The sequence below is a fragment of the Streptomyces sp. NBC_01450 genome (assembly GCF_036227505.1).
In the GTDB taxonomy this organism is placed as follows: Bacteria; Actinomycetota; Actinomycetes; order Streptomycetales; family Streptomycetaceae; genus Streptomyces.
Genome location: NZ_CP109480.1, coordinates 1,667,423 through 1,692,168 on the forward strand (window position 1 = coordinate 1,667,423; position 24,746 = coordinate 1,692,168).

Consider the following 24,746-nt stretch of genomic DNA (forward strand, 5'->3'; position numbering starts at 1 on the left):
GGAGTGTCGTCAAGGGTTCTGACGGGATATCGAACAACCGTTACCACTTCTCTTCCAACAGAGTTGGACAGGTCCTAACGTAAGCGCGCACCCTTGTCGCGGACATGAAGTCATCCTATCTTTCGCGAGTTCGGAGGAACGTAACGATGCGTCACCTTCACACCCGCACAACCCGCCGAAGAGTGGTCGGAGCACTCACGACGGCCCTGTTGTGTACGACCGCCCTGGCCGCCCCGGAGGCCCTGGCCGCCCCCACCCCCACCGAAGCCCCCGCGACCCCGGCCCTGGCCGGCGGCCTCGCGCTCACCCCTCCGATGGGATTCAACAACTGGAACTCCACCCACTGCCGTGCCGAGTTCAACGAGAGCATGGTCAAGGGGATCGCGGACCTCTTCGTGGAGAAGGGTCTCAAGGACGCCGGGTACCAGTACGTCAATCTGGACGACTGCTGGGCCCTGCCGAAGCGGAACGCCGACGGCAAGCTGGTGCCCGACCCGGCGCGCTTCCCGAACGGGATCAAGGCGGTCGCCGACTATGTGCACGCCAAGGGGCTCAAGCTCGGCATCTACACCAGCGCGGGCACGAAGACGTGCGACAGCGTCGGGTTCCCGGGGGCCCTCGGCCACGAGTACAGCGACGCCCGACAGTTCGCGGACTGGGGCGTCGACTACCTCAAGTACGACAACTGCAACAACCAGGGCGTGGACGCCAAGCTGCGCTACACGACCATGCGGGACGCGCTGAAGGCGACCGGGCGGCCCATCGTCTACAGCCTCTGCGAATGGGGCCAGAACAAGCCCTGGGAGTGGGCTTCGGACGTCGGACATCTGTGGCGCACGACCGGTGACATCAGCGACAACTGGGGCTCGATGCTGTCGATCCTCAAGCAGAACCTGCCCCTCGCCCCGTACGCCGGTCCCGGTCACTGGAACGACCCGGACATGCTGGAGGTCGGCAACGGCGGCATGACCGACACCGAGTACCGCTCGCACTTCTCGATGTGGTCGGTCATGGCGGCTCCGCTCCTCATCGGTTCGGACCTGCGCAAGGCGTCCCCGGCCACCTTCGACATCCTCGACAACAAGGAAGTCATCGCGGTCGACCAGGACCCGCTGGGCAAGCAGGGGACCGTGCTCTCCTCCGAGGGCGGACGCTGGGTCGTCGTCAAAGAGATGAAGGACGGCAGCCGGGCGGTGGCACTGTTCAACGAGACCGGCAGCGCCCAGCACATCGCCACGACCGCGCGGGCCGTGGGGCTGCCGGCCGCCCCCGCCTACACCCTGCGCGACCTGTGGCAGCGCCGGAGCTACAACACCGCGGGCGCCATCTCCGCCACCGTCCCCGCACACGGCACCGTCCTCGTCCGCGTCTCGGCCGACCGCCACTGGGCCAAGAACCCGCCCGCCGTCGAACTCGGCCTGGACGGCAGCCAGCTGGTCGAGGCGGGCAAGCCGGTCTCCCTGACGTCGAACGTCACCGACCTCGGCCGTACGTCCGCGAGGCGCGTCTCGGTGGCGCTGAGCGGGCCGACGGGATGGACGGTCGCGACCACCTCACCGACCACGGCGGGCACGGTACGCACGGGACGTTCCCTGCGTACGAAGTGGCGGGTCACCGCATCCGAAGGCACGGCCCCGGGATCGTACGACCTGACGCTCAAGGCCACGTACCGCTCACCGACCGGGACGCACGCCACGAGCGTGCTCCCGCTGACGGTGTCGGTGGTGACGGCTCCCCCGTCGGGCGTCTCCTACCTCGGCGACCTGCCCTGGTTGTCGACGACCAATGGATTCGGGCCGGTCGAGCGCAACACCAGCAACGGCGAGAGCGCCGCGGGTGACGGTCATCCGATCACTCTCGGCGGAGTCGTCTACGCCAAGGGGCTCGGTGCGCACGCCCCGAGCGCCGTCGAGTACTACACCGGCAAACGGTGCCGGACCGTCACCGCGGACGTCGGCGTCGACGACGAGAAGGGCGCCAACGGTACGGTCGCGTTCGAGATCTGGGCGGACGGCACGTTGGTCGCCTCGACCGGGGTCCTCACCAACGCGATGCCGGCCCAGCCGGTCTCGGCCGACGTGACCGGCGCCGAGGTGGTCCGCCTCGTGGTCACCGACGGCGGCGACGGTGTCGACTCGGACCACGCGGACTGGGCGAACGCCCGGCTGACCTGCTGATCGGTGCGCCGAGCCGGGGGTCTCCTCCGGCTCGGCAGCGGGCGGCGACCCGGCCCCGACCGATCAACCGCGGCCCGGGGTGACTCTCAGCCCGCGACCCGCTCCGCGGTCGCGCTCGGCTGCCTGCTGAGTGCGGCGGCCGCCGCACCGACCAGACCCGCGTCCGTGCCCATCAGCGCGGGCGCCACGGTCAGCCGTTGCACGAAGGACAGGGTGGCGTAGTCGGCCAGCGCCTTGCGGAGCGGGGCGAAGAGCACGTCTCCTGCCTTGCCCACTCCCCCGCCGATGACGGCGATGTCGATCTCGACGAGGGTCGCGGTCGCCGCGATGCCCGCCGCCAGCGCCTTCGCCGCGCGTTCGAACGAGGCCACCGCCACCGGGTCGCCCTCGCGCGCCGCGGCGGCCACCGCGGCCGCCGAGGTGTCGCCGTCGGGCCCCGGCTGCCAGCCGCCCTCCAGCGCCCGCCGCGCGATGTTCGGACCGCTCGCGATGCGCTCCACGCAACCGCGCGAACCGCACGGGCAGGAGTCACCGTCGAGGTCCACGCTGATGTGCCCGATGTGGCCCGCGTTGCCCGTGGGGCCGGGGTGCAGCTGACCGTTCAGGACCAGCCCGCCACCGACACCCGTCGAGACCACCATGCACAGCGCGTTGTCGTGGCCGCGCGCGGCACCCTGCCAGTGCTCGGCGGCGGTGATGGCCACCCCGTCGCCGATCAGCTCGACCGGCAGGCCCCCGGTCGCCGCACGGACCCGTTCGACGAGCGGGTAGTCGCGCCAGCCCGGCACGTTCACCGGGCTCACCGTGCCCGCGGAGGCGTCCACCGGTCCCGCGCTGCCGATGCCGACGGTCCCCGCACGGCCCCACAGCGGTGACCCGGTCAGCTCGCCGAGCACCTCCTCGACGGCCCCCATCACGGTGTCGCCGTCCTCCCGCGCGGGCGTCGCGCGCTGCGCGCGCAGAAGGATGCGGCCGTGGTCGTCCACCAGCGCTCCGGCGATCTTGGTGCCGCCGATGTCGAGCGCGGCCACGAGGTCGGTGTGCATCAGTGTCAGTTCTCCCGGTGAACCTGGTGAAAGGGGCAGACCGGTCTCGCGGTGGGGGGCGCAGGCCGGAGAATGCGGTGGACAGTGTCTCCCGCATCTGACAACGTTGTCCAGGCTCTATGCTCGACGCCACATCCTCATACACCCCCATGGACCGCCGCACCCCCGTGGACAACAGGACCCGTGGACGACGGGAACCGTGGACGACAGGACAGGACAGCGCATCGTGGCAGAGACCGCCCGCCGACCCGAGAACCGCTACGGCAACCGTCCGACCATGAAGGATGTGGCGGCACGAGCCGGGGTGGGCCTCAAGACGGTCTCGCGAGTCGTCAATGGTGAGCCCGGCGTCACTCCGGACACCGAACGCCGCGTCCAGGAGGCCATCGACGCGCTGGGCTTCCGCCGCAACGACAGCGCCCGGGTCCTGCGCAAGGGCCGCACCGCGAGCATCGGCCTCGTCCTGGAGGACCTCGCCGACCCCTTCTACGGCCCCCTCAGCCGCGCGGTCGAGGAGGTGGCCCGCGCCCACGGCGCGCTGCTCATCAACGGCTCCAGCGCCGAGGACCCGGACCGCGAACAGGAGCTGGCCCTCGCCCTGTGCGCACGCCGCGTGGACGGGCTGGTGATCATCCCGGCCGGTGACGACCACCGCTATCTGGAGCCCGAGATCAAGGCGGGCGTCGCCACGGTGTTCGTGGACCGCCCGGCGGGCCAGATCGACGCCGACGTGGTGCTGTCCGACAGCTTCGGCGGGGCCCGCGACGGCGTCGCCCATCTGATCGCCCACGGCCACCGCCGGATCGGCTTCATCGGCGACATGCCGCGTATCCACACCGCCGCCGAACGGCTGCGCGGCTACCGGGCGGCCATGGAGGAGGCGGGCATACCCGTCGAGGACGACTGGATGTCCCTGGGCGTCACCGACCCACAGCGGGTGCGCAGGGCGGCCGAGGACATGCTGTCCGGCCCCTCCCCCGTCACCGCGGTCTTCGCCGGCAACAACCGCGTCACCGTCACGGTCGTCCGTGTCATCGCCGAGCGCGGCCGCCCGGTCGCCCTCGTCGGCTTCGACGACATCGAGCTCGCCGACCTCCTCGAGCCCGGCGTCACCGTCGTCGCCCAGGACGCCGCCGCCCTCGGCCGTACCGCCGCCGAGCGCCTCTTCCGCCAGCTGGAGGGCACCCTCATCACCCCGGAACGCATCGAACTCCCGACCCGTCTGATCACCCGCGGCTCGGGCGAACTGCCGCCCGCGGACTGAGCCGTGGCCGAGCCGGACCCGCGCTCGCCCCTCGCCGGGTCGGCGCGGCTGCGCGAGTTGTTCGGGGAGAAGCCGGAGGAGTTCTGCGCGCGGGCTCGCGGCGGAGCCGCACAGTGTCACAGCCCCGCGCCCCTAAAAGCAGGGAGCTTCACTTCCCCGAGATGCTCAGGTCGCCGCGCCTCGGCACAGCGAAACCCTCCAGGTCCGCCCTCGTCAGACCCGTCACCCTCGCCACCTCCGCGATATCCAGGGCTCCGCAGTCCAGGCCGCGCAGGAGGTAGCCGCTGAGGGCCTTGGCGGTGGCGGGCTCGTCCATGACGTCGCCGTCGGTGTGGCTGGCGTAGCGCGCGAGGCGGGCAGCGGCCTGTTCGAAGCCCTCGCGGTAGAAGGCGAAGACGGCGGCGTAGCGGGTCGGGATGTGGCCGGGGTGCATGTCCCAGCCCTGGTAGTAGGCGCGGGCCAGGGCTCGGCGGGTGAGTCCGTAGTGGAGGCGCCAGGCGTCGTGGACCTTCTCGGTGGGGCCGATCGGCAGGACGTTGGTGGAGCCGTCCGAGACGCGTACGCCGGTGCCCGCGGCGGCGACCTGCATGATCGCCTTGGCATGGTCGGCGGCCGGGTGGTCGCTGGCCTGGTAGGCGGCGCTGACGCCGAGGCAGGCGCTGTAGTCGAAGGTGCCGTAGTGCAGACCGGTGGCGCGGCCCTCGGCGGCCTGGATCATCCGGGCGACGGTCGCGGTGCCGTCGGTCGCGAGGATGGACTGGCTGGTCTCGATCTGGATCTCGAAGCCGATGCGGCCGGGCTCCAGGCCGCGTGCCTTCTCGAACTCCTCCAGGAGCCGGACCATCGCCGTGACCTGCTCGGCGTACGTCACCTTCGGCAGGGTCAGCACGAGCCCTCCGGGCAGGCCTCCCGCCTCCATCAGTCCCGTCAGGAAGATGTCGAGCGTACGGATGCCCCGGTCTCGTACCGGCGCCTCCATGCACTTCATGCGGATGCCCATGTACGGGGCGGCCGTACCGTTCTCGTACGCCTCCGCGATCAGCCGGGCCGCGCGGGCCGCCGCCTCGTCCTCCTCGGCGTCCGGGCGCGGGCCGTAGCCGTCCTCGAAGTCGACGCGCAGGTCCTCGACGGGTTCGCGCTCCAGCTTGGCCCGTACGCGGTCGTACACGGGCTCGGCGAGGTCGTCGGTGAGGCCGAGGACTGCGGCGAAGGACGCGGCGTCGGGGGCGTGTTCGTCGAGGGCCGCGAGGGCCCGGTCGCCCCAGGAGCGGAGGGTGTCGGCGGCGAACACGTCGCCGGGGACGTACACGGTGTGGACGGGCTGCCGGGTGCCGGGGTCTCCTGGGTAACGCCGCGTCAGCTCGGCGTCGACCGGGGCGAGGGAGGCACTGATCTCCTCGCTGACGGCGCCCGCGAGGCTCATCGCCACGTGCTCCTGCCGGCCCTGACCCATCCCACACCCTCCAGCTTTCCGCTCCACGGAATCAACAATCCGTAGAGTGAAGTTATCCATGGTGCTTCCCGGTGGTCAACACCTGTCCGCGGCCTGGTCCGTCGGGGGCACTCCTGCCCCACGCCTTCTTTCGCGTCACGGGGCACACCCCTCATGCTGGCCCCGAGGGGGAGGGGATCACACATGTCGAACACCCACAGAGTGACCCGGCGCATGGGCCTGCGGACGGTGGTGGCCGCCGCGGTCGCCATACCCCTGCTCACCACGGCGTCCGCATCCGCCAGCCGGCGCGGTGGCCACCGTCTGGAGGTCATGACGTTCAACCTGCGCTTCGCGAGCACCGCCGAGCCCAACAGCTGGGCCGTGCGCCGCCCGGTGATGCGCGAGTTGTTACGCCAGGAGTCGCCCCACGTCATCGGCACCCAGGAGGGCGTCTACCAGCAACTGCGTGACGTCGAGTCCGACCTCGGACCGCACTACGACTGGATCGGCACGGGCCGCAAGGGCGGCAGCCATGACGAGTCGGTGGCGATCTTCTTCGACACCCGCCGGCTGGCCCCGGTCGAGCACGACAGCTTCTGGCTCTCCGACACCCCCGAGCTGATCGGCTCGAACACCTGGGGCGCCGCCTTCCCCCGCATCGTCACCTGGGTCCGCTTCCGCGACCTGCGGGACGCGCGGGAGTTCTACGCCCTCAACACCCATCTGGACCACGCGAGTCAGTACGCGCGCATGCGTGCCGCCAGTCTGATTTCCGAACGCATCGCACGCTTCGACCGCGCTCTGCCGCTCGTCGTGACCGGCGACTTCAATGCCGTCGCCCACCAGAACCCGGTGTACGCGGCGATGCTGGGCGCCGGGCTCGTCGACACCTGGGACACGGCGGCCGAACGCGGCACGCTCTACGGGACCTTCCACGGCTACCAGCCGTTGACGCCGGACGGCGACCGCATCGACTGGATCCTGGTCGGACCCAGGGTGCGCGTGCACCGGGCGGCCCTCAACACCTTCTCGGTGGACGGCCAGTTCCCCAGCGACCATCTGCCCGTGCAGGCCTCACTGAGCCTGACATGAGCGAGGCCCCCGTGACCGCGCGGGCGGTCACGGGGGCCTCGTACGGCCGGAGCCGGACTCGATCAGCCCTTGCGGGTCTTGATCTCCTCGGTGAGCTGCGGGACGACCTCGAAGAGGTCACCGACCACGCCGTAGTCGACCAGGTCGAAGATGGGCGCCTCGGCGTCCTTGTTGATCGCCACGATCGTCTTCGACGTCTGCATACCGGCGCGGTGCTGGATCGCGCCGGAGATGCCGGAGGCGATGTACAGCTGCGGCGAGACGGACTTGCCGGTCTGGCCGACCTGGTTGGTGTGCGGGTACCAGCCGGCGTCCACCGCGGCACGCGAGGCGCCCACGGCCGCGCCGAGGGAGTCGGCGAGCGCCTCGATGATCGAGAAGTTCTCGGCGCCGTTGACGCCACGGCCGCCGGAGACCACGATCGCGGCCTCGGTCAGCTCGGGGCGGCCGGTCGACTCGCGCGGGGTACGCGCGGTGACCTTGGTGCCGGTGGCCTTCTCGGAGAAGGAGACCGCGAGGGCCTCGACGGCGCCCGCGGCCGGGGCGGCCTCCACGGCGGCCGAGTTCGGCTTGACCGTGATGACCGGGGTGCCCTTGGCGACACGGGACTTGGTGGTGAAGGAGGCGGCGAACGCGGACTGCGTGGCCACCGGGCCCTCGTCGCCGGCCTCGATGTCGACGGCGTCGGTGATGATGCCGGAGCCGATGCGGACCGCGAGACGGGCCGCGATCTCCTTGCCCTCGGCGGAGGACGGGACGAGCACGGCGGCCGGGGAGACGGCCTCGTACGCGGCCTGCAGGGCGTCCACCTTCGGGACGACCAGGTAGTCGGCGTACTCGGCGGCGTCGTGCGTGAGGACCTTGACCGCACCGTGCTCGGCGAGCGCGGCGGCGGTGGCCTCGGCGCCGGAGCCGAGGGCGACGGCGACGGGCTCACCGATGCGGCGGGCCAGCGTCAGCAGCTCCAGGGTGGGCTTGCGGACGGCGCCGTCCACGTGGTCGACGTAGACGAGAACTTCAGCCATGGGACTTCTTCTCTCCTGCTTACGAAAGATGAGGGGCGGTCAGCGAGTGGAGGTTCGACGAGCCTCGAACGGGCCTTTAGATGAACTTCTGGCCCGCGAGGAACTCGGCGAGCTGCTTGCCGCCCTCGCCCTCGTCCTTGACGATCGTGCCGGCGGTGCGCGCCGGGCGCTCGGTCGCGGAGTCGACCTTGGTCCAGGCGCCCTCGAGACCGACCTCGTCCGCCTCGATCTCCAGGTCCTCCAGGTCCCAGGACTCCACCGGCTTCTTCTTGGCGGCCATGATGCCCTTGAAGGACGGGTAGCGCGCCTCACCCGACTGGTCGGTCACCGACACGACCGCCGGGAGGGAGGCCTCCAGCTGCTCGGAGGCGCTGTCGCCGTCACGACGGCCCTTGACGACCCCGTCCTCGACGGAGACCTCGGAGAGCAGGGTGACCTGCGGGACGCCCAGGCGCTCGGCCAGCAGGGCGGGGACGATACCGGCGGTGCCGTCCGTCGAGGCCATGCCGGAGATGACCAGGTCGTAGCCCGCCTTCTCGATCGCCTTCGCGAGCACCAGCGACGTACCGATCGCGTCGGTGCCGTGCAGGTCGTCGTCCTCGACGTGGATGGCCTTGTCCGCACCCATGGAAAGCGCCTTGCGCAGCGCGTCCTTGGCATCCTCGGGGCCGACGGTCAGCACGGTGATCTCGGCGTCGTCCGCTTCGTCGGCGATCTGCAGCGCCTGCTCCACCGCGTATTCGTCGAGTTCCGAGAGCAGACCGTCCACGTCGCCACGGTCCACGGTCAGGTCATCGGCGAAGTGCCGGTCGCCAGTGGCGTCGGGCACGTACTTCACAGTGACAACGATCCTCAAGCTCACGCCGGCTCTCCTACTGCATCGTCATTTCTGGGCTGCCTTCTTTCAGGCAGCATAGGCGCCTGAAGCGGCCGATCCCGGTCGGGGCGGCCCGCGCTCCGAACGAAATATTACTCGCCAGTACACCCAGTTCCTGCCCACTAAGCAAGCGCTTTGAACTGTGACGTTGGCAACGCTGCGTAACCGGCGAGTAGGACTCACCGGTAGGACCGGCGAGTAGCTTCAGTCGCGCAGGCCGTTGAAGCGTCCCTGGTGGTACAGCAGTGGACGGCCCGCGCCCGACGGGTCGCCGAGGACGACCTCGGCCAGCACGATGCGATGGTCCCCGGCCGGCACCCGCGCCACGACCCGGCAGACGAGCCAGGCCAGCACGTCGTCGAGGACGGGAACACTTTCCGGGCCCTTACGCCAACGGGTGGGGGCGCCGAAGCGGTCGGCGCCGCTGCGGGCGAAGGTGGCGGCGAGTTCCTGCTGGTGCTCGCCCAGTATGTGGATGCCGACGTGGTCGGACTCGGAGATCGCGGGCCAGCTGGAGGCGCCGACGCCGACCCCGAAGGAGACGATCGGGGGCTCGGCGGAGACCGAGGTGAGCGAGGTGGCGGTGAAGCCGACGGGGCCCCCGTCGCCCTGGGCCGTGATCACGGCGACACCGGCCGCGTGCTGCCGGAAGACGGAGCGCAGCAGGTCGGGTGAGGCGAGTTGCGCATCGGGAGAGGCGAGTCGAAAAGTGTCCAGGTCGGGCGTGGCCGTCATGGAGTCGTCCTTCTGCGAGTCGTAGCGAGCAGGTCCGTCGGTGCTCAACAGACCGGACAGCGCGCACTCGCGGTGCGGGCCAGGTCCACGTGGACACGCTCGAAGAGAAGGAGTTCCGGGGGCATACGGTCAGGTTGACGATAGGTGGTGCGTGCAGTCAAGTACGTCCGGTCATCTGCGAGATGCCTCACCATGATCGCCACGGGTCAGACGGCCTCTCCCAGCGCCGCGATCACATCCGCCTTGCGCGGCTGCCCGGTCGCGCGCCGCACGATCCGTCCGTCGGCGTCGAGGACGAGCACGGTCGGGGTCTTGAGGATCTCGAGTTCACGGACGAGCTCGAGCCGGTCCTCGGCGTCGATCTCCACGTGGCGCACCCCCGGGACCATGCCGGCCACCTCGGTGAGCACCCGCCGGGTGGCCCGGCAGGGGGCGCAGAAGGCGCTGGAGAACTGGACGAGCGTGGCCCGTTCACCGAGCCCTTCCCCCAACTCCGCCGCGCCGAGCCGCTTTCCACCGTCACGCCCGCGCACTCTCACCCTCCCGTTCCGCCGCCGTTGCAGCACTCCGAACGCGCTCGCCGCCACGAGCACCACCACGAGCACCACAAGTCCGGTCATCTCCAGCACAAGCATTCACGAGACCGCAAAGATTCCCGGGTTCGTGAACCGCCCTTCATACGGAATGCTTGATTCATGGACATTGACGCAAGAGGGCCGCGGTTCGGCGCGGCCGTGACGACCGTCGTACTGGCGGCCGTTCTCATCACCGGCGGCACCTGGCTGTTGGCCTGGCAGGTGCTGGCGTTCGCGCTGGGCGCCTCGGGCGGCGTGGCGCGCTCTCCGTACGGCTGGCTGTTCCGGAAGGTCGTACGCCCCCGGCTCGGACCGCCGGCACAGTTCGAGTCGCCGCAGCCGCCGCAGTTCGCGCAGGCCGTCGGGCTCGTGTTCGCCGTGGTGGGTCTCATCGGCTTCACGGCGGGGCCCGACTGGCTGGGGCTCGCGGCGACCGGCTGCGCACTGGCGGCCGCTTTCCTCAACGCGGCGTTCGGGTACTGCCTGGGCTGCGAGATGTACGTGCTCGTACGTCGGGTGACGGTACGCGCCCAGTGACGGTGAGTGAGAAGTCCGAGGTCGATCAGGGGACACGTGACGAGGATCTCGCCGCATCGCGGCACCAGGACTGGCCCCTCGTCCGTTCTTGGGGCACCATCTGCGCAATGCCGTAAACCTACGGCTGCGTAACTTTCCCGCCGGGAGACCCCTTCCCGAGCAGAGAGAAAGGGTCCACCCCGTCCATGGCAGAGCTTGTCTACCGTCCCGTCGTCGGTCTCGCCCAAGTGTTGTTCAAGGCCTGGGACCTCAAGATCGACTGCAAGGGAACGGAGAACATTCCGCGCTCGGGCGGGGCCGTGCTGGTCAGCAACCACATCAGCTATCTCGACTTCATCTTCGACGGTCTGGCCGCCCTGCCGCAGAAGCGCCTGGTGCGTTTCATGGCGAAGGAGTCGGTCTTCCGGCACAGGATCTCCGGTCCGCTGATGCGGGGCATGAGGCACATCCCGGTGGACCGCACGCAGGGCGAGACGGCGTATCAGCACGCGCTGGATTCGCTGCGGTCCGGCGAGATCGTCGGCGTCTTTCCCGAAGCGACCATCTCCCAGTCCTTCACCCTGAAGAGCTTCAAGTCCGGTGCCGCGCGCATGGCCCAGGAGGCCGGCGTCCCGCTGATCCCGATGGCGCTGTGGGGCACCCAGCGGCTGTGGACCAAGGGCCACCCGCGCAACTTCAAGCGCAGCCACACCCCGATCACCATCCGGGTCGGCGAGCCGGTGGAGGCTCCGCAGGACCAGTACGCGGGCGCCATCACCCGGCGGCTGCGTGAGCGCGTCCAGGAGCTCCTGGAGGCCGCGCAGCGCGCCTATCCGGTCCGCCCCAAGGACCCGGACGACACGTGGTGGATGCCCGCACACCTCGGCGGCACGGCGCCGACCCCCGAAGAGGTGAAGGCGGCCGAGGCCCGCTGAACCGTCACACCGGGGCGTGGACGGTGATCCGCGCCCCGGGACTGAACTTCTCCAGGAGTTCGGCGAGTTCGGCCCCCGCGCGCTCGATGTCGGCCACCGGCATCGGCGCCAGCCCCTCCAGCAGGAAGATCGCGGAGGTGGACTCCTCCGTGAGCCGGGTGCGCGGACCCTGGCGCCAGTTCCAGCGACGGCAGGTCACGCCCACCTCGTCGCGCCACACCACCTCGCCCGCGTCGGGGTGTTCGACGCTCTCCTCACCGCCCGCGACGGTCACGAAGCCCTCCTCGCCCGTGGCGCGCACGAGCCGCATCCCGCCCCGGACCTGGTCGACGTCCTCGCCGCCGACCGGAATCAGATGGGCGACGCTGATCGCGTTGTAGACATCGACCAGCACGTTGATCCGGGGCAGTCCGGCGTCCGAGAGCGCCCGCCTGGCCAGCGCCTCCGCCGAGTTGCGGGTGCGCGAGGGCTTCGACCCGAACGACGTGTAGACCTCCCGCCAGGCCGCCATGTGCGGGTCCTCGTGCGGGGCGCGCCCGTCCAGCCGTACGGCGAGCCGGCGGGCCGCGTCGTCGAGCAGCACCGAAGTGCCTTCGGTGCTGGGCCCGTTGACCAGCCCGTACGCCTCGATGGCGACGTGGGTGAAACCGGGCGCGAGAGCGCGCACCTCGTCGGACACGGTGAGTGTGAGCGTCATGGTGTGCCTGGCCTGCCTTGTCTCAGAGCGTGGTGGGGAGCGTCTCCCACAGGTGCGGCCGGTCGGGGGCGGCCTTGAGGACGCTCAGCACGACCGGGTGAGGTTCAGCGTACAGGACTGGATAGTCCAACTCATTGAACTCGGGGTCGGGCGTGAAGGCCAGCCGCTCACCGTCCAGGGAGAACTGCGCGTCCACCCCCGGCTTGTTGCCACGGGGGTCCTGCCGGTGCCAGGCTCCGTTGAACCGCACGGCGACGAGCCCGTGCACCTCGTCGAACTTCTGGTAGCAGAACGCCGTCGGGATGTCCTCGGCCCGCAGCAGCGCGGCAAGGGCGTGAGCCTTGGCGTAGCAGATGCCGGTGCGCCGCTCCAGCACGTCGGAGGCGCGCCAGGTGACCCGCAGATCACCGGAGTCGTACGAGTGCGGGATGGCGTCACGCACGAATTCGAAGGCCGCTCGCGCATAGGCATACGAGTCGGCGGCTTCCTTGGCGAGCCGCGCGGCCGTCTCCCGCACCAGCGGATGGTGATGGTCGACGACCTCGTCGGCGGCCAAATAGGCGGACAGGTCAGCGGTGTTCTGGATCAGCTCCATGCCCGTAGAGCATAGGAATGCGATCACCCGAGAGTCAATGACTTTTCAGGTGACCGCATATCTATGCACGCACTGATGTTCGGGCTACGAGTGAGCCATCTCCTCCTTGAGCGCCGCCACGAACCCGTCGACGTCGTCCTCGGTGGTGTCGAAGGAGCACATCCAGCGGACGTCGCCCGCCGCCTCGTCCCAGAAGTAGAAGCGATAGCGCTTCTGGAGCCGCTCGCTCACGTCGTGCGGAAGACGTGCGAAGACCGCGTTGGCCTGGACCGGGTGGAGGATCTCCACGCCGTGCACCGCGCGCACGCCCTCGGCCAGCCGCTGGGCCATCTGGTTGGAGTGGCGGGCGTTGCGCAGCCACAGGTCCTTGGCGAGCAGCGCCTCCAACTGCACGGAGACGAAGCGCATCTTGGAGGCGAGCTGCATGGACAGCTTGCGCAGGTGCTTCATGTGACTGACCGCGTCCTGATTGAGGACGACGACGGCCTCGCCGTACAGCGCGCCGTTCTTCGTCCCGCCGAGACTCAGGAGGTCGACGCCGACCGCGTTGGTGAACGTCCGCATGGGGACGTCCAGGGAGGCGGCCGCGTTGGCTATCCGGGACCCGTCCAGGTGCACCTTCATGCCGTGCGCGTGGGCGTGGTCGCAGATCGCGCGGATCTCGTCGGGCGTGTAGAGGGTGCCCAGTTCGGTGCTCTGGGTGATCGAGACGACCTGTGGCATCGCACGGTGCTCGTCGTCCCAGCCGTAGGCCTGACGGTCGATCAGTTCGGGGGTGAGCTTGCCGTCGGGCGTGGGCACGCTGAGCAGCTTGAGGCCGCCCATGCGCTCGGGGGCGCCGCCCTCGTCGACGTTGATGTGCGCGCTCTCCGCGCAGATCACCGCGCCCCAGCGGTCGGTGACCGCCTGGAGCGCGACCACGTTCGCGCCGGTGCCGTTGAAGACCGGGAAGGCCTCGGCGGTGGCGCCGAAGTGGCTGCGGATGATCCGCTGGAGGTTCGCCGTGTAGTCGTCCTCGCCGTACGCGACCTGATGCCCGCCGTTGGCCAGGGCCACGGCGGCGAGCACCTCGGGGTGGGCCCCCGCGTAGTTGTCGCTGGCGAAGCCGCGGACGGTCGGGTCATGGTGACGCCGGGCGTCGGTCTTCGCAGGGTTCACGGCTTCTCGGTCAGCCACAGACGGTTTCCGTTCACTTCACCGGCGGGCCGCGACCAGACGCCGGCGATGGCCTCGGCCAGATCCTCGACGTCCGTGAAGCCCGCGAACTTCGCGTTCGGGCGCTCGGCGCGCATCGCGTCGTGCACCAGTGCCTTGACCACCAGGATGGCAGCCGCGGAAGTCGGGCCCTGCTCGCCCCCGGCCTTGCGGAAGTAGTCGGCCATGGCCAGCGTCCACGCCTCGGCCGCGGCCTTGGCGGCGGAGTAGGCGGCGTTGCCCGCGGTGGGCTTGCTCGCGCCGGCGGCGCTGATCAGGAGGTACCGGCCGCGGTCGCTGCGCTGCAGCGCCTCGTGGAACGCGAGGGAGGTGTTCTGCACCGTGCGGATGAGCAGCAGCTCGAGGAAGTCCCAGTCGTCGAGACTCGTCCTGGTGAAGGTCTCGCTGCCCCGCCAGCCGCCGACCAGGTGGACCAGGCCGTCGACGCGGCCGAAGTCCTTCTCGATGCGGACGGCCCAGTCGCGGGTCGACTCGAGATCGAGCAGGTCGACCGTGTCGCCGATGACGGTGGCGCCGCCATGCCCGTAGCGAGCCGCGTCCACGGCCTCCGCGAGCCGCTCGGGGTCGTTGTCCGAGCCGATGACGGTCGCGCCCGCGTCGGCGAGCCGTGCCAGCGTCGCGCGCCCGGCGGGTCCACCCGCTCCGGCGACCGCGATCACCGCGCCGCTGAGAGGTCCGTTGCCGTTTCCGTGTGCCATCGCCTTCGCCTCCTGAACATCCCCGGTACGAGCGCTCACGCGGCGGCCCGCTCGGCGCTCGTCGCGGTGATGCCCTTGGTGGAGGCGATCACGTTCTTCAGCTTCTTGGAGAGCGCCTCATAGAACATGCTCAGCGGAAACTCGTCCGCAAGCACGTCGTCGACGAGCTTACGGGGCGGCTGGGTCAGGTCGAGGGCATCGGGGCCCTTGGCCCAGCGCGAGCCGGGGTGCGGGGCGAGATAGCTGGAGACGAGCTCGTACGCCTTGAACCAGTGGACGAGCTTGGGACGGTCGATGCCCGCCCGGTAGAGGTCCTCGATCTCGGCGCACAGCTGGTTGGTGATCTGCGGGGCGCGCTGCCAGTCGATGTGCAGCTTGTTGTCGGTCCAGCGGACGACGTCGTGCTGGTGCAGATAGGCGAAGAGGAGCTGGCCGCCGAGACCGTCGTAGTTGCGGACGCGGTCGCCGGTGACGGGGAAGCGGAACATCCGGTCGAAGAGCACCGCGTACTGCACGTCACGGCCGTGCTGGTGGCCCTCGGCCTCCAGCTTCACGGCCTCCTTGAAGGCGGTGAGGTCGCAGCGCAGCTCCTCGAGGCCGTACATCCAGAACGGCTGACGCTGCTTGATCATGAACGGGTCGAACGGCAGGTCACCGTGGCTGTGGGTGCGGTCGTGGACCATGTCCCACAGTACGAAGGCCTGCTCGCAGCGCTCCTGGTCATGGACCATCGCGGCGATGTCCTCGGGCAGCTGAAGGCCCAGGACGTCCACGGCCGCGTCGGTGACGGCGCGGAAGCGGGCGGCCTCCCGGTCGCAGAAGATGCCACCCCAGGAGAATCGTTCCGGCGCCTCGCGCACGGCGATCGTCTCCGGGAAGAGGACGGCCGAGTTGGTGTCGTAGCCCGCCGTGAAGTCCTCGAAGGTGATGCCGCAGAACAGCGGGTTGTCGTAGCGGGTGCGCTCCAGCTCAGCCAGCCACTCCGGCCAGACCATGCGCAGCACGACCGCCTCGAAGTTGCGGTCCGGGTTGCCGTTCTGCGTGTACATCGGGAAGACGACCAGGTGCTGGAGGCCGTCCTCGCGGTGCGCCGCGGGCTGGAAGGCCAGCAGGGAGTCCAGGAAGTCGGGCACCTGGAACCCGCCGTCGGCCCAGCGGCGCAGGTCCTTCACGAGCGCCTCGTGGTAGTCGGCGTCATGCGGCAGCAGCGGGGCGAGCTGCTCGATGGCGTCTATGGCACGGCGTACGGCCAGATCGGCATCGGCCGTGTCCGGGGCGCCCTCGGCCTCGAAATCGATCGACCCGTCCTTGGACTGCCAGGGCCGGATCTCCTCCACGGCATCCTTGAGCACGGGCCAAGCCGGGTGCTCCACCACCCTGCCCACGGGAGGAACCTGCTCCTCCACACCCACTGACACAAGAATTTCCGTCATCTCTCACCCTCCACGGGAGAACCTCGCGTATGCACACCGTATGTATACGAGGTTCCTTCCCGCAAGGGGAGACTCGATAGATTATCCTGCACCACCCCCACCTTCACCGCTCTTTTTCCTGTCGGACACCGTGGAGTCGACTACTTCCGCTGTGCGGCGCCGGGTACACGGGCATCCGTGCAAGCACCGGGAAGTGGCAGGAGCAACGACTCGGGGACGCTCAAGGTCAACCGCCGGGAGACTCGCCCACGCCCGGGTGACACACCACGGCGGCACCGGCCCGCTCTCCCCTTGCGGCAGACACGCCCTGCCCGGCGTACGAGCGGGTACATCCAGTGGCGGGACGATTAGGCTGCGGCCTTGCCGCGTGGGTGCCGCCGGAACCACGCGCGAGCCGAGCCGCCGTCGACGGAAGCGAGTCGAATCTTGAACTTCCTCACCATCGGTCATCGCGGAGTGATGGGTGTCGAACCCGAGAACACCCTCCGTTCCTTCATCGCCGCCCAGCACGCGGGCCTCGACCTGATCGAACTCGATCTGCATCTGAGCAAGGACGGCGCGCTGGTCGTCATGCACGACGCGGACGTGGACCGTACGACCGACGGTTCGGGGCCGATCGCCGAGTTGACCCTCGCCGAGCTGCGCACCCTGGACGCCGGGCACGGTGAGCGCGTGCCCGTCTTCGAAGAGGTACTGGACGCCGTCAGGGCGCCGCTGCAGGCCGAGATCAAGGACACGGCGGCGGCGCGGGCGCTCGCCGAGGTGATGCACCGGCGCGATCTGGTGGGGCGTGTCGAGGTGTCGTCGTTCCACGACGAGGCGATCACCGAGATCACCCGGCTCGTACCGGGCGTCCGTACGGCGCTCATCGCGAGCCGCTATGGCACCGATGTCGTGGACCGCGCCGTGGAGGCCGGGGCCGCCACCGTCTGCCTCAACATCCGCCGGCTGACCCTGGAGGTCGTCGAGCACGCCCGTAAGGCCGATCTCAGGATCATCGGCTGGGTGGTGAACACCCAGGACCACCTGCGGCTGGTGCGCGCCCTGGAACTGGACGGCGCGACCACCGACTACCCCCAGATCAAACGCACCGGCCGCTTCACGGCCTGAGGATCGCTCCGGCGGTCACGCCAGGGGCTTGACCAACAGCTCGAACTGCAGGTCGGCGCGCTGCGGAATGCCGAAGCGCTCGTCGCCGTACGGGAAGGGGGTCATCTGTCCCGTACGGCGGTAGCCGCGGCGCTCGTACCAGGCGATGAGGTCGTCGCGTACGGAGATCACGGTCATGTGCATCTCCGCGACCCCCCACGTCTCGCGGGCGTGCCGCTCCGCCTCGGCGATGATGACCTTGCCGAGGCCGCCGCCCTGGAGAGCGGGGCTGACCGCGAACATACCGAAGTAGGCGTGGTCGCCGCGGTGTTCGAGCTGGCAGCAGGCGACGACGACGCCGTCGCGCTCCACGGTCAGCAGGCGGCTGTCCGGCGACTTGATGACGGCGAGCACGCCCTCCGGGTCGGTCCGCTGCCCTTCGAGGATGTCCGCCTCCGTGGTCCAGCCGGTCCGGCTGGAGTCCCCGCGGTAGGCCGACTCGATCAGCACGACGAGGGCGTCCACATCGGCGTCGGTGGCGTCGCGGAAGGTCAGTCCGGTGGAGGCGGCGGTGTCCATGGAGCGGTTCTCCGAAATCTCAGGCGCGGCACGGGCACCGCTGAGCGTAACGCGCCAGTTGTCGACACCCTAGGCTCCAGGTCATGGTGCACGTACTGAGCAGCCGGATCCTTCTGCGGCCCACCGACCCGGAGCGCTCCCGCTCCTTCTACGGCGAGCGGCTGGGCCTCGCCGTCCACCGGGAGTTCGGGACGGGCCCCGAGCGCGGCACGGTCTACTTCCTGGGCGGCGGTTTCCTGGAGGTCTCGGGCCGCGCCGAGACCCCGCCCTCGCCCGCGCTCAAGCTGTGGCTCCAGGTGGCCGACGCCGACGCGGCGTACGAGGAGCTGGTGGCGGCCGGGGTCGACATCCTCCGTCCGCCGCTGAAGGAGCCGTGGGGGCTGATCGAGATGTGGATCGCGGATCCGGACGGTACCGAGATCGTGCTTGTGGAGATCCCGGCGGATCATCCGCTGCGCTACCGCCCCGGAATCTGAGAGCGCGGAGCCCTCCGCCGAATAGCCACGGCCGGGGCACGGGCATAGCGTGCTGGAGGGGGCCTGGCCTGGCAAAAGGGCGGAGGAACGTCATGAAGCTCGACAAGCCGGTGACCGGCGGTCCGTGCTGGACCGAGCTCGGGACCAGTGATCTGGAGGCCGCCAAGCGCTTCTACGCCGATCTGTTCGGCTGGCGCCCGGAGACCGATCCACGCCAGGAGGCGGGCGGGTACACGGTCGCGCACCTCGGCGACGCGCCGGTCGCGGCGATCTCCCCGCTGTACCAGGAGTCGCAGCCGGTGGCCTGGAACGTGTCGTTCGCGGTGGCCGACGCGGATGCCGCCGTGGACGCGGTGCAGGCCGCGGGCGGCACGGTCGTCCTGGGCCCGATGGACGTGTTCGACGTGGGTCGTTTCGCGGTGGCGTTCGACCCGACCGGCGCGGCCTTCCAGCTGTGGCAGGCGCGGGCCTTCCCGGGCGCGGGACTGTTCAACGCGCCGGGCGCGCTCGGCTGGGTGGAGCTGCTGACGCGCGCCCCGGACCGGGCCGTCGAGTTCTACACCACGGTGTTCGGCTGGACCGTGAACCCCTCCGAGCACTACACGCAGTGGGGCATCGACGGGGCCGACTTCGGCGGCATGGTGACGATGGACGACAACTTCCCGCACGCGGTGCCACCGCACTGGCTGCCCTACTTCGCCGTCGAGGACGTGGACGCCACCGCGAACGCCGCCGTCGGAGCGGGCGGCAGCATTCTCATGGAGCCCACGTCCGTGCCGGACGGCCCCCGGATCGCCGTACTACGGGACCCGCAAGGGGCGTTCTTCGGGGTTCACGTGGTGGGCGAGGAGGGCTAGCCCGACGCTCGAACGGAACTCATGCCAGGGGTGTCACCGCCACCTGGTCGATGACCGGCGCGTACGCGGAGCGCTGTTGGTGGGCGTTGGTGGTGTCGCCGTCGAAGTCGGGCCGTTCGTCGGCGGTGAAGGTGAGGGTGTTGGTGCCCTCGTTCAGGGTGACGGGGACGGTGAGGTCCCAGAAGTTGTTGAAGTGGAAGGTGGTGGGGAAGAGGATCCGCTGTGTCGGCGCTCCGTTGACGGACAGGTCCGCGTGGCGGCAGACCGGATCGGGGTTGTAGTGGGTGGCCGGGGGCTGCTCGCCGTTGGAGTAGCGGACGGTCAGGGCATGGCGTCCGGTGCGCGCCGCCGCGACGGTCAGGGTGAGGGCGTTGTCCGGCCCTCTGCCGATTCCCTCGACCGCCTTGCCGCCGGTGGCGAAGGTGTGGGCGCCCGTGACCCTGGCCTCGCCCGTCACCGTCCCTTCTTCGGCGGGGTACACGGTGGTCCTGAGGCACCCGGTGCCCTGCCCCACGCGCAGCCGGTCGAGGACGAGGCGCTCCGAAGCGCCGGTCACCGTCAGCTTGTTGATACCGCCGGAGAGGAACAGTGGGATCCCGCTCCGGTCGAGGCCCCCCACCTCTTCCCCGTTGACCGTCAACACCCCTTCTTCCGCGCCGAGCTGATCGACCGTCACAAGTGTCTCGCCGTCGATGGCGGCGTGCACCCAGAACGTGGCGGTACCTCCGCGCGGCAGCAGCGCGGCCCCCGGTCCGCAGGCGCCGCGGTGCTCGTACGTCACATGGGCTCCGGCGCCGAGGCCCGCGTAAGCGGCCTCGTACAGCGCCGGCGCGGTCACGTGGGTGTCCCGGAGGACGAGGTCGATCCGGTCGATGATCGCGTCGCCCTTGGTGGCGCCGAGCGCCGGGTCCCGTGCGGACAGGGTGAGGGTGTGCGCGCCCGCCGTCAGCTCCACCCGGGTGTCGGTGTGCCCCCAGACGACCGGCTTGTAGCCGAGGGGGAGACGCAGCTCCTGGGGGTCCGCGCCGTCGACACGCAGGAACACGTTGGTGGGGCCCTGCTCCTTCACCAGTTCGTGGAGGTTGTGGGAGTTGGCGAAGACGCCGAGGTCGTACGTCCCGTCCTGCGGGACCTCGACGGAGAAGGCGAGGACGAGGTCGGAACCGGTGCGCAGTCCGCCGACGTGGTGGGTGCCCGAGGTGGCGAACCTGTCGACGTCGGAGGGGGATCCCTCGGGCCCGTTCCTCGAGTGACCCTCGCCCGTGTGGCTCGCGTCCTGCGCGTGGTACGACCGGCGCCAGCCGATCGAGGGGGGCGCGAGGACCCTGTCGCCGCCGGGCGAGAGGATGAGCTCGTAGGCGGACATCTCGTCGAGGTCGGCGAGGGGGAGAACCACCCTGCCCGCGTCGACCGGCAGTTCGAGGTCCTTGACGCGCAACGGCTGTGCCGAGGCGCCGACCTGGCCGGTCCACGGGATCTCGTGGAGCCTTACGTGCACCGTGCTGCCGAAGATCTCGGCGGCGATGTTCTCGAAGACGATGTCCACGGCCCCGGCGCCGCCGCCGAACAGGGCGCGGGCCTGACGCTTGTCCCGGTCGAGGGTGGCGACGCCCTGCAGGGTGTACTGGACGTTGGGGTGCGGCGCCCGCACCTGGACCGTGCGGCCGGTCATCCGGCCGTAGGTGTGGAACAGCCACCACTGGCCGTTGCCCTTGTTCGCCTCGACCGCGGAGTCGTTGAGGTTGCCGTCGATGTTCCAGTACGCCATGTCGGCGTCGATCTTCGACTCCTCGATGGCGGAGATCCACTGGATCATCTGCCCGGGCACGGAGAGGTGGTAGTTGTGCGCGTACTCGTTGATGTTGACGGGGAGGGGACCGATTCCCAGGTCCCGCTCCATGGCGCGGTACTTGGCGACGTTCGTACGGATCGCGGCGGGCGTGGACAGTTCGTGCCAGGTCACCACGTCCGGGAGGACGTCGTGGGACTTGGCGAACTCCAGGAAGCCCCGTACCTCGTCGTAGAGGACGCAGGTGTTGGGACCCGCGATGCGCGCGTGTGGGTCGAGGCCCTTGATGAGGTGGTGGAGGTCCTTCCAGGCGGCGAAGTAGTGCCGCGGGTCGGTGTGCCAGGAGGTCCGGTCGTAGCTCCACTCCCCCGTGCCGAACATGTTCCCTTCGGGTTCGTTGAAGGGGACGTAGACGATGTGGGATTTGAGGGCGCCCATCGTCAGGGCCTGCCTGACCTGCTTCTCCACCCTGGCCCGGTAGTCGGCGAGGCGTTCCTCGCCGGTGGCGCCGGGCCACTGGTAGGGGAAGCCGCGGTAGATGTCGGTCATGTAGAGGTAGACATCCCTGCCACCGCCGTCCACGAAGGAGGGCAGGATTTCGAGGGCGTCGGCGCCGGGGTGCTGGGTGCCGTCCTGGGCCTTGGTCGACACCGTACGGACGTACATGCCCTCGACCACGTTGCGGCTGGGGACTCCGTCGCCGTACAGGCCGTAGAGCGTGCCGCTCGCCCCGCCGTGGAAGGCGCCGGTGTCGGTGCCGAGGTCGATGGTGAGCGTCTCGGTGTCTGCTGCCACTGCGCCTCCGCGGTCGCTCTCTTTGTTCGATATTCCGTACGTCAGCCGGAACCACGAACCGGGCGAGCTGAACGTAGGAGCGGCGCGCGGGTCGTGTCAACGGCGAACGACCGCGAAGTACGCGGGGCTCCGGGCTCGGCTCAGACGTGTGGCATCCCCAGACGACCTTCGAGCTGACCGAGCAACTCACCCAGCAGGTCGGCGAGTTCACGCTGGCGGGCTAGGTCGATCCCGGACAGGGCCGTCGTCTCGTAGGCGAGCTGCTGGGGCAGGACGGCGTCGACGAGGTCGCGCCCCGCGTCGGTGAGCCGGACGTGCGCGACCCGGCGGTCGCGGGTGTCGCCGCGGCGCTCGACCAGGCCGCGTTCCGTCAGTTGCTTGAGGCGCTTGGTGACGGCGGCGCCGGAGGCGAACGTCTCCCGGGCGATCTCGCTGGGGGTCAGCTCGTGACCGGTGCGACGCAGGGTCCCGAGGACGTCGAACTCCGGACGGGTGAGCCCGGCCCGGCGCAACGGGGCGTCCTCGGCCTGCTGGAGCAGCGCGGCCGAGCGGTTGATCCGGCCGATGATCTCCATCGGCCCGGTGTCGATCCCGGGGTGTACGGCCTGCCACTGCCGCACCACGGCGGCCATGGTGTCGACCGGGGGCGGGGTGCCGGCGGGCACCGCGGTGGGGGTGCCTTGGAAGGCCGGGGCGCCTTGGGGGGCCGGGGTACCCGCAGGGGCCGGAGTACCCGCAGGGGCCGGAGTACCCGCAGGGGCCGGGGTACCCGTGGGGGCCGGAGCAGGCCGTCGCGCCGGGGGATTCCCGCCTCCGTCTCCGCCGGCCGGGACACCGGTGCCGGACTCGGCGGACATGCCCGCGTGGCCCTGCGCCGGGGTAGACCCCCGCGGGGATCCGTCCGCATCCGCCACTGCCCCGACCCGGACACCGGCGTCCCCCGCGCGTGCGGACGCGGAACCCGACTCCGTCGACGCGGCCGGACCCACCGCGGGGGTGCCCGCCGGGATCGTCCGCCCTCGCGGCGCACCGCGCCGAGGGGTCGTCGGCGTCGGAGTACCGCTCTGGCCGAGTGCCGCGTCCGTCGCGCGCCCATCCGCTGCCGTCATGCCTGTGCGCCCTCCAAGGAGTGCAGTCCCTGCCGTCGTACCGTCGCCGCGAGCGTACGGTGTCCGGACTGCTCGGCCCGCATCACCCGCTCCTCCGGCAGGGCGCGTTGCCACCATTCGCCGGCGGCTGCGTCGGCGGTGGCGCGCAGTTCGACGACGGCGGCGGACAGCCCGCGGCGCGCGGACTCCAGGGCGCCGGGCTCGGGGCGCTCGGCGTCCAGCAGGCCCGCGGCGCGTTCGCGGGCCCGCTCGACGGCGTCGAGGGCGTCCTCGATACGGTCGCCGACCCGTCGGTTGGTGACCGCGACCGCCGCGGCGAAGCCGACCAGTGCGCCCACCAGGGTGTCGGCGACCCGGTCGGTCATCAGTTCGCCGGACTGCTGGACACGGGCGAACTCGGTGACGAGCAGCGCCATGGGGGTCACGCAGATGCTGCCGAGCCAGTAGTTGCTGCTCATCAGGGCCTCGGCGCCGAAGTTGAGGGCGAGGCAGAGCAGAACGAGGACCGCCTGGTCGACATGGGCCAGCGGGGCGAGCGCGGCGAAGACGAGGACGCCTATCAGGTTGCCGACGACGCGCTGCACTCCCCGGCTCCAGGTCAGGGTGACGTTGGCCTGGTAGAGCGAGGCAGCGGTGACCAGCGCCCAGTAGGGGCGGCCCACACCGAGCGCGAGCGAGGCGTATCCGGCGAGGGCGCAGCCCAGCGCGGTGCGCAGGGCGATGGGGGCGAGTGGACGCAGGCGACGGAACAACGGGCTTGGCGTGCGGGCGAGTTCGACTTCCACGCCGAGGAGTTCGTCGGCGGCTTCCCCGAGGTCGCCCGGACGGGGTACGGGCCCCGTGCGCCGTACCTCGCGCGCCCACGCCCGCAGCCGCTCGGGCTCCGTGTCGGCGGGCGCGGCGATCGCGACCTCGGCGCGTACGACGAGTCGCTCCAGGGCGCGCCGGGGCGCGGTGCGGGCGCCGGTGGAGAGCAGCGACTGCCAGGCCCCGTGGACGGCGGCGGCCGCGGCGGCGCGGGCCCGGGCGGCCCCGTCACCGCCGCCTTCCGTCTCGGCGTACGCGGCGGCGGCGTTCAGCGCGTGCGCCGTCGCGCGGCGCTCGGGCCCGTGCGGTCGGACGATCCCGGGGGCCATGCCGACGATCCACGCCCAGGCGCCCGCGGCGGCGCCCAGCGCGAGATGGCCGGGAACCTGGCCGAGTGTCTGCGGCACGAACAGGGACGCGGAGCTGATGAAGGCGAGGACCACGTGGGCGGGCGGCCCGATGCGCGTGGCGTCGCACAGCGCCTTCTGCGTGGCGGCCAGCAGTGCGCCGACGGTGACCAGCACGACGGCGTTCGTCGTGAGGGCGGCCGTGGTCAGCGCGACGGCGAGGCCGCCGAGCATGCCGAGGACGACCCAGGCGAGCGCGCGGGCGCGGGCGGCGTAGGGGCGGTTGTGGGCGTAGAGCGCGCAGAGCGACCCGGCCATGGTGTACATCGCCAGGTCCAAGCGGCCGAGCGCGAGGAGCGTCAGATTCGGCGGGGCGACCGAGGCGACCACGCTCAGCGCGGGCTTGAACCAGATGTCGGCGGGTCGGCCGAGCCGCAGCACGCCGGCCAGCGGCAGGCGACGTCCACGCGGGCGGCGGTGTGCACGGGGAATCCGGGGTGTCGCACTACTCATACCTACAAGATTAGCAGGTGTTTTACTCGTGAAATATATCTTCCCGGTCGCCGCCCACCGGCGCTCACCT

23 protein-coding genes are annotated in these 24,746 nt (G+C 70.5%); 8 read left to right on the forward strand and 15 right to left on the reverse strand.

Translation table 11 applies throughout. From position 1 onward, the window contains the following. Nucleotides 1–146 precede the first annotated feature (146 nt). On the forward strand, nucleotides 147–2,177 hold the full coding sequence (locus tag OG568_RS07570; protein WP_329530826.1) for an NPCBM/NEW2 domain-containing protein: 2,031 nt from the start codon (nucleotides 147–149) through the stop codon (nucleotides 2,175–2,177). Between the two features lie 86 nt (nucleotides 2,178–2,263). Here the strand turns inward: OG568_RS07570 and OG568_RS07575 are convergent, their stop codons facing one another. After that, a complete protein-coding gene (locus tag OG568_RS07575) occupies nucleotides 2,264–3,223 on the reverse strand; it encodes an ROK family protein (protein WP_266588725.1) in 960 nt (319 codons plus the stop codon). A gap of 199 nt (nucleotides 3,224–3,422) precedes the next feature. On the opposite strand from OG568_RS07575, the gene OG568_RS07580 reads away from it, so the two are divergent. Then, nucleotides 3,423–4,487, forward strand: a complete 1,065-nt coding sequence (locus tag OG568_RS07580) for a LacI family DNA-binding transcriptional regulator (RefSeq protein ID WP_329530827.1) — start codon at nucleotides 3,423–3,425, stop codon at nucleotides 4,485–4,487. Between the two features lie 148 nt (nucleotides 4,488–4,635). On the opposite strand, the gene OG568_RS07585 is transcribed toward OG568_RS07580, so the two are convergent. Continuing rightward, the gene (locus OG568_RS07585) at nucleotides 4,636–5,940 is read right to left on the reverse strand and encodes a DUF6986 family protein (protein ID WP_329530828.1); all 1,305 of its coding nucleotides are present in this window, start codon (nucleotides 5,938–5,940) and stop codon (nucleotides 4,636–4,638) included. A gap of 183 nt (nucleotides 5,941–6,123) precedes the next feature. Between OG568_RS07585 and OG568_RS07590 the strand changes: the two genes are divergently transcribed. Then, nucleotides 6,124–7,014 (forward strand): endonuclease/exonuclease/phosphatase family protein, encoded by an 891-nt coding sequence (locus tag OG568_RS07590; RefSeq protein WP_329530829.1) that lies wholly within the window; start codon nucleotides 6,124–6,126, stop codon nucleotides 7,012–7,014. Between the two features lie 62 nt (nucleotides 7,015–7,076). Here the strand turns inward: OG568_RS07590 and OG568_RS07595 are convergent, their stop codons facing one another. The 4 genes from OG568_RS07595 to OG568_RS07610 form a co-directional block, all read right to left on the reverse strand. After that, nucleotides 7,077–8,039, reverse strand: a complete 963-nt coding sequence (locus OG568_RS07595) for an electron transfer flavoprotein subunit alpha/FixB family protein (RefSeq protein ID WP_266426946.1) — start codon at nucleotides 8,037–8,039, stop codon at nucleotides 7,077–7,079. 76 nt (nucleotides 8,040–8,115) lie between these two features. Beyond that, nucleotides 8,116–8,901 (reverse strand): electron transfer flavoprotein subunit beta/FixA family protein, encoded by a 786-nt coding sequence (locus tag OG568_RS07600; RefSeq protein WP_329530830.1) that lies wholly within the window; start codon nucleotides 8,899–8,901, stop codon nucleotides 8,116–8,118. A gap of 219 nt (nucleotides 8,902–9,120) precedes the next feature. Continuing rightward, nucleotides 9,121–9,651 (reverse strand): flavin reductase family protein, encoded by a 531-nt coding sequence (locus OG568_RS07605; RefSeq protein WP_266588722.1) that lies wholly within the window; start codon nucleotides 9,649–9,651, stop codon nucleotides 9,121–9,123. Nucleotides 9,652–9,857: 206 nt separating this feature from the next. Then, nucleotides 9,858–10,271: a TlpA family protein disulfide reductase gene (locus OG568_RS07610; RefSeq protein ID WP_329536294.1), complete on the reverse strand. Its 414-nt coding sequence runs from the start codon at nucleotides 10,269–10,271 to the stop codon at nucleotides 9,858–9,860. 75 nt (nucleotides 10,272–10,346) lie between these two features. Between OG568_RS07610 and OG568_RS07615 the strand changes: the two genes are divergently transcribed. Both OG568_RS07615 and OG568_RS07620 read left to right on the forward strand, forming a co-directional pair. After that, entirely contained in the window at nucleotides 10,347–10,763 is a 417-nt protein-coding gene (locus tag OG568_RS07615; RefSeq protein WP_266426955.1) for a DUF4395 domain-containing protein, read from the forward strand. Nucleotides 10,764–10,948: 185 nt separating this feature from the next. Beyond that, the gene (locus OG568_RS07620) at nucleotides 10,949–11,677 is read left to right on the forward strand and encodes a lysophospholipid acyltransferase family protein (protein ID WP_266426957.1); all 729 of its coding nucleotides are present in this window, start codon (nucleotides 10,949–10,951) and stop codon (nucleotides 11,675–11,677) included. Nucleotides 11,678–11,681: 4 nt separating this feature from the next. Here OG568_RS07620 and OG568_RS07625 read toward each other — a convergent pair whose 3' ends face one another. The 5 genes from OG568_RS07625 to OG568_RS07645 all read right to left on the reverse strand — a co-directional run bounded on the left by OG568_RS07625 (nucleotide 11,682) and on the right by OG568_RS07645 (nucleotide 16,315). After that, nucleotides 11,682–12,374 carry a B3/B4 domain-containing protein gene (locus OG568_RS07625; protein ID WP_329530831.1) on the reverse strand — a complete coding sequence of 231 codons (693 nt, stop codon included), beginning with the start codon at nucleotides 12,372–12,374 and terminating at the stop codon, nucleotides 11,682–11,684. Between the two features lie 22 nt (nucleotides 12,375–12,396). After that, a complete protein-coding gene (locus OG568_RS07630) occupies nucleotides 12,397–12,969 on the reverse strand; it encodes a transglutaminase family protein (protein WP_329530832.1) in 573 nt (190 codons plus the stop codon). 84 nt (nucleotides 12,970–13,053) lie between these two features. Further along, nucleotides 13,054–14,127, reverse strand: a complete 1,074-nt coding sequence (locus OG568_RS07635) for a threonine aldolase family protein (RefSeq protein ID WP_266426966.1) — start codon at nucleotides 14,125–14,127, stop codon at nucleotides 13,054–13,056. Next, a complete protein-coding gene (locus OG568_RS07640) occupies nucleotides 14,124–14,882 on the reverse strand; it encodes an SDR family oxidoreductase (RefSeq protein ID WP_329530833.1) in 759 nt (252 codons plus the stop codon). The genes OG568_RS07635 and OG568_RS07640 overlap by 4 nt, the downstream gene beginning before the upstream one ends. Before the next feature lie 35 nt (nucleotides 14,883–14,917). Further along, entirely contained in the window at nucleotides 14,918–16,315 is a 1,398-nt protein-coding gene (locus OG568_RS07645; protein ID WP_329530834.1) for a DUF6421 family protein, read from the reverse strand. A 426-nt stretch (nucleotides 16,316–16,741) separates the two neighbouring features. Between OG568_RS07645 and OG568_RS07650 the strand changes: the two genes are divergently transcribed. Then, a complete protein-coding gene (locus OG568_RS07650) occupies nucleotides 16,742–17,425 on the forward strand; it encodes a glycerophosphodiester phosphodiesterase (protein WP_266426975.1) in 684 nt (227 codons plus the stop codon). 15 nt (nucleotides 17,426–17,440) lie between these two features. Here the strand turns inward: OG568_RS07650 and OG568_RS07655 are convergent, their stop codons facing one another. Then, nucleotides 17,441–17,983, reverse strand: a complete 543-nt coding sequence (locus OG568_RS07655; RefSeq protein WP_329530835.1) for a GNAT family N-acetyltransferase — start codon at nucleotides 17,981–17,983, stop codon at nucleotides 17,441–17,443. Between the two features lie 83 nt (nucleotides 17,984–18,066). Here OG568_RS07655 and OG568_RS07660 point away from each other — a divergent pair, with 83 nt between their 5' ends. Together OG568_RS07660 and OG568_RS07665 are read left to right on the forward strand one after the other, a co-directional pair. Then, nucleotides 18,067–18,459 (forward strand): VOC family protein, encoded by a 393-nt coding sequence (locus tag OG568_RS07660; RefSeq protein WP_329530836.1) that lies wholly within the window; start codon nucleotides 18,067–18,069, stop codon nucleotides 18,457–18,459. A 92-nt stretch (nucleotides 18,460–18,551) separates the two neighbouring features. Then, complete coding sequence (locus OG568_RS07665) at nucleotides 18,552–19,316, forward strand: VOC family protein (RefSeq protein ID WP_329530837.1); 765 nt, start codon at nucleotides 18,552–18,554, stop codon at nucleotides 19,314–19,316. A gap of 19 nt (nucleotides 19,317–19,335) precedes the next feature. On the opposite strand, the gene OG568_RS07670 is transcribed toward OG568_RS07665, so the two are convergent. The 3 genes from OG568_RS07670 to OG568_RS07680 form a co-directional block, all read right to left on the reverse strand. Beyond that, nucleotides 19,336–21,900, reverse strand: coding sequence for a cellulosome protein (locus tag OG568_RS07670; protein ID WP_329530838.1), 2,565 nt, complete (start codon nucleotides 21,898–21,900; stop codon nucleotides 19,336–19,338). A 140-nt stretch (nucleotides 21,901–22,040) separates the two neighbouring features. Then, a complete protein-coding gene (locus OG568_RS07675; protein WP_266591618.1) occupies nucleotides 22,041–22,532 on the reverse strand; it encodes a MarR family winged helix-turn-helix transcriptional regulator in 492 nt (163 codons plus the stop codon). A 473-nt stretch (nucleotides 22,533–23,005) separates the two neighbouring features. Continuing rightward, entirely contained in the window at nucleotides 23,006–24,676 is a 1,671-nt protein-coding gene (locus OG568_RS07680) for an FUSC family protein (RefSeq protein WP_329530839.1), read from the reverse strand. Between the last annotated feature and the right edge of the window lie 70 nt (nucleotides 24,677–24,746).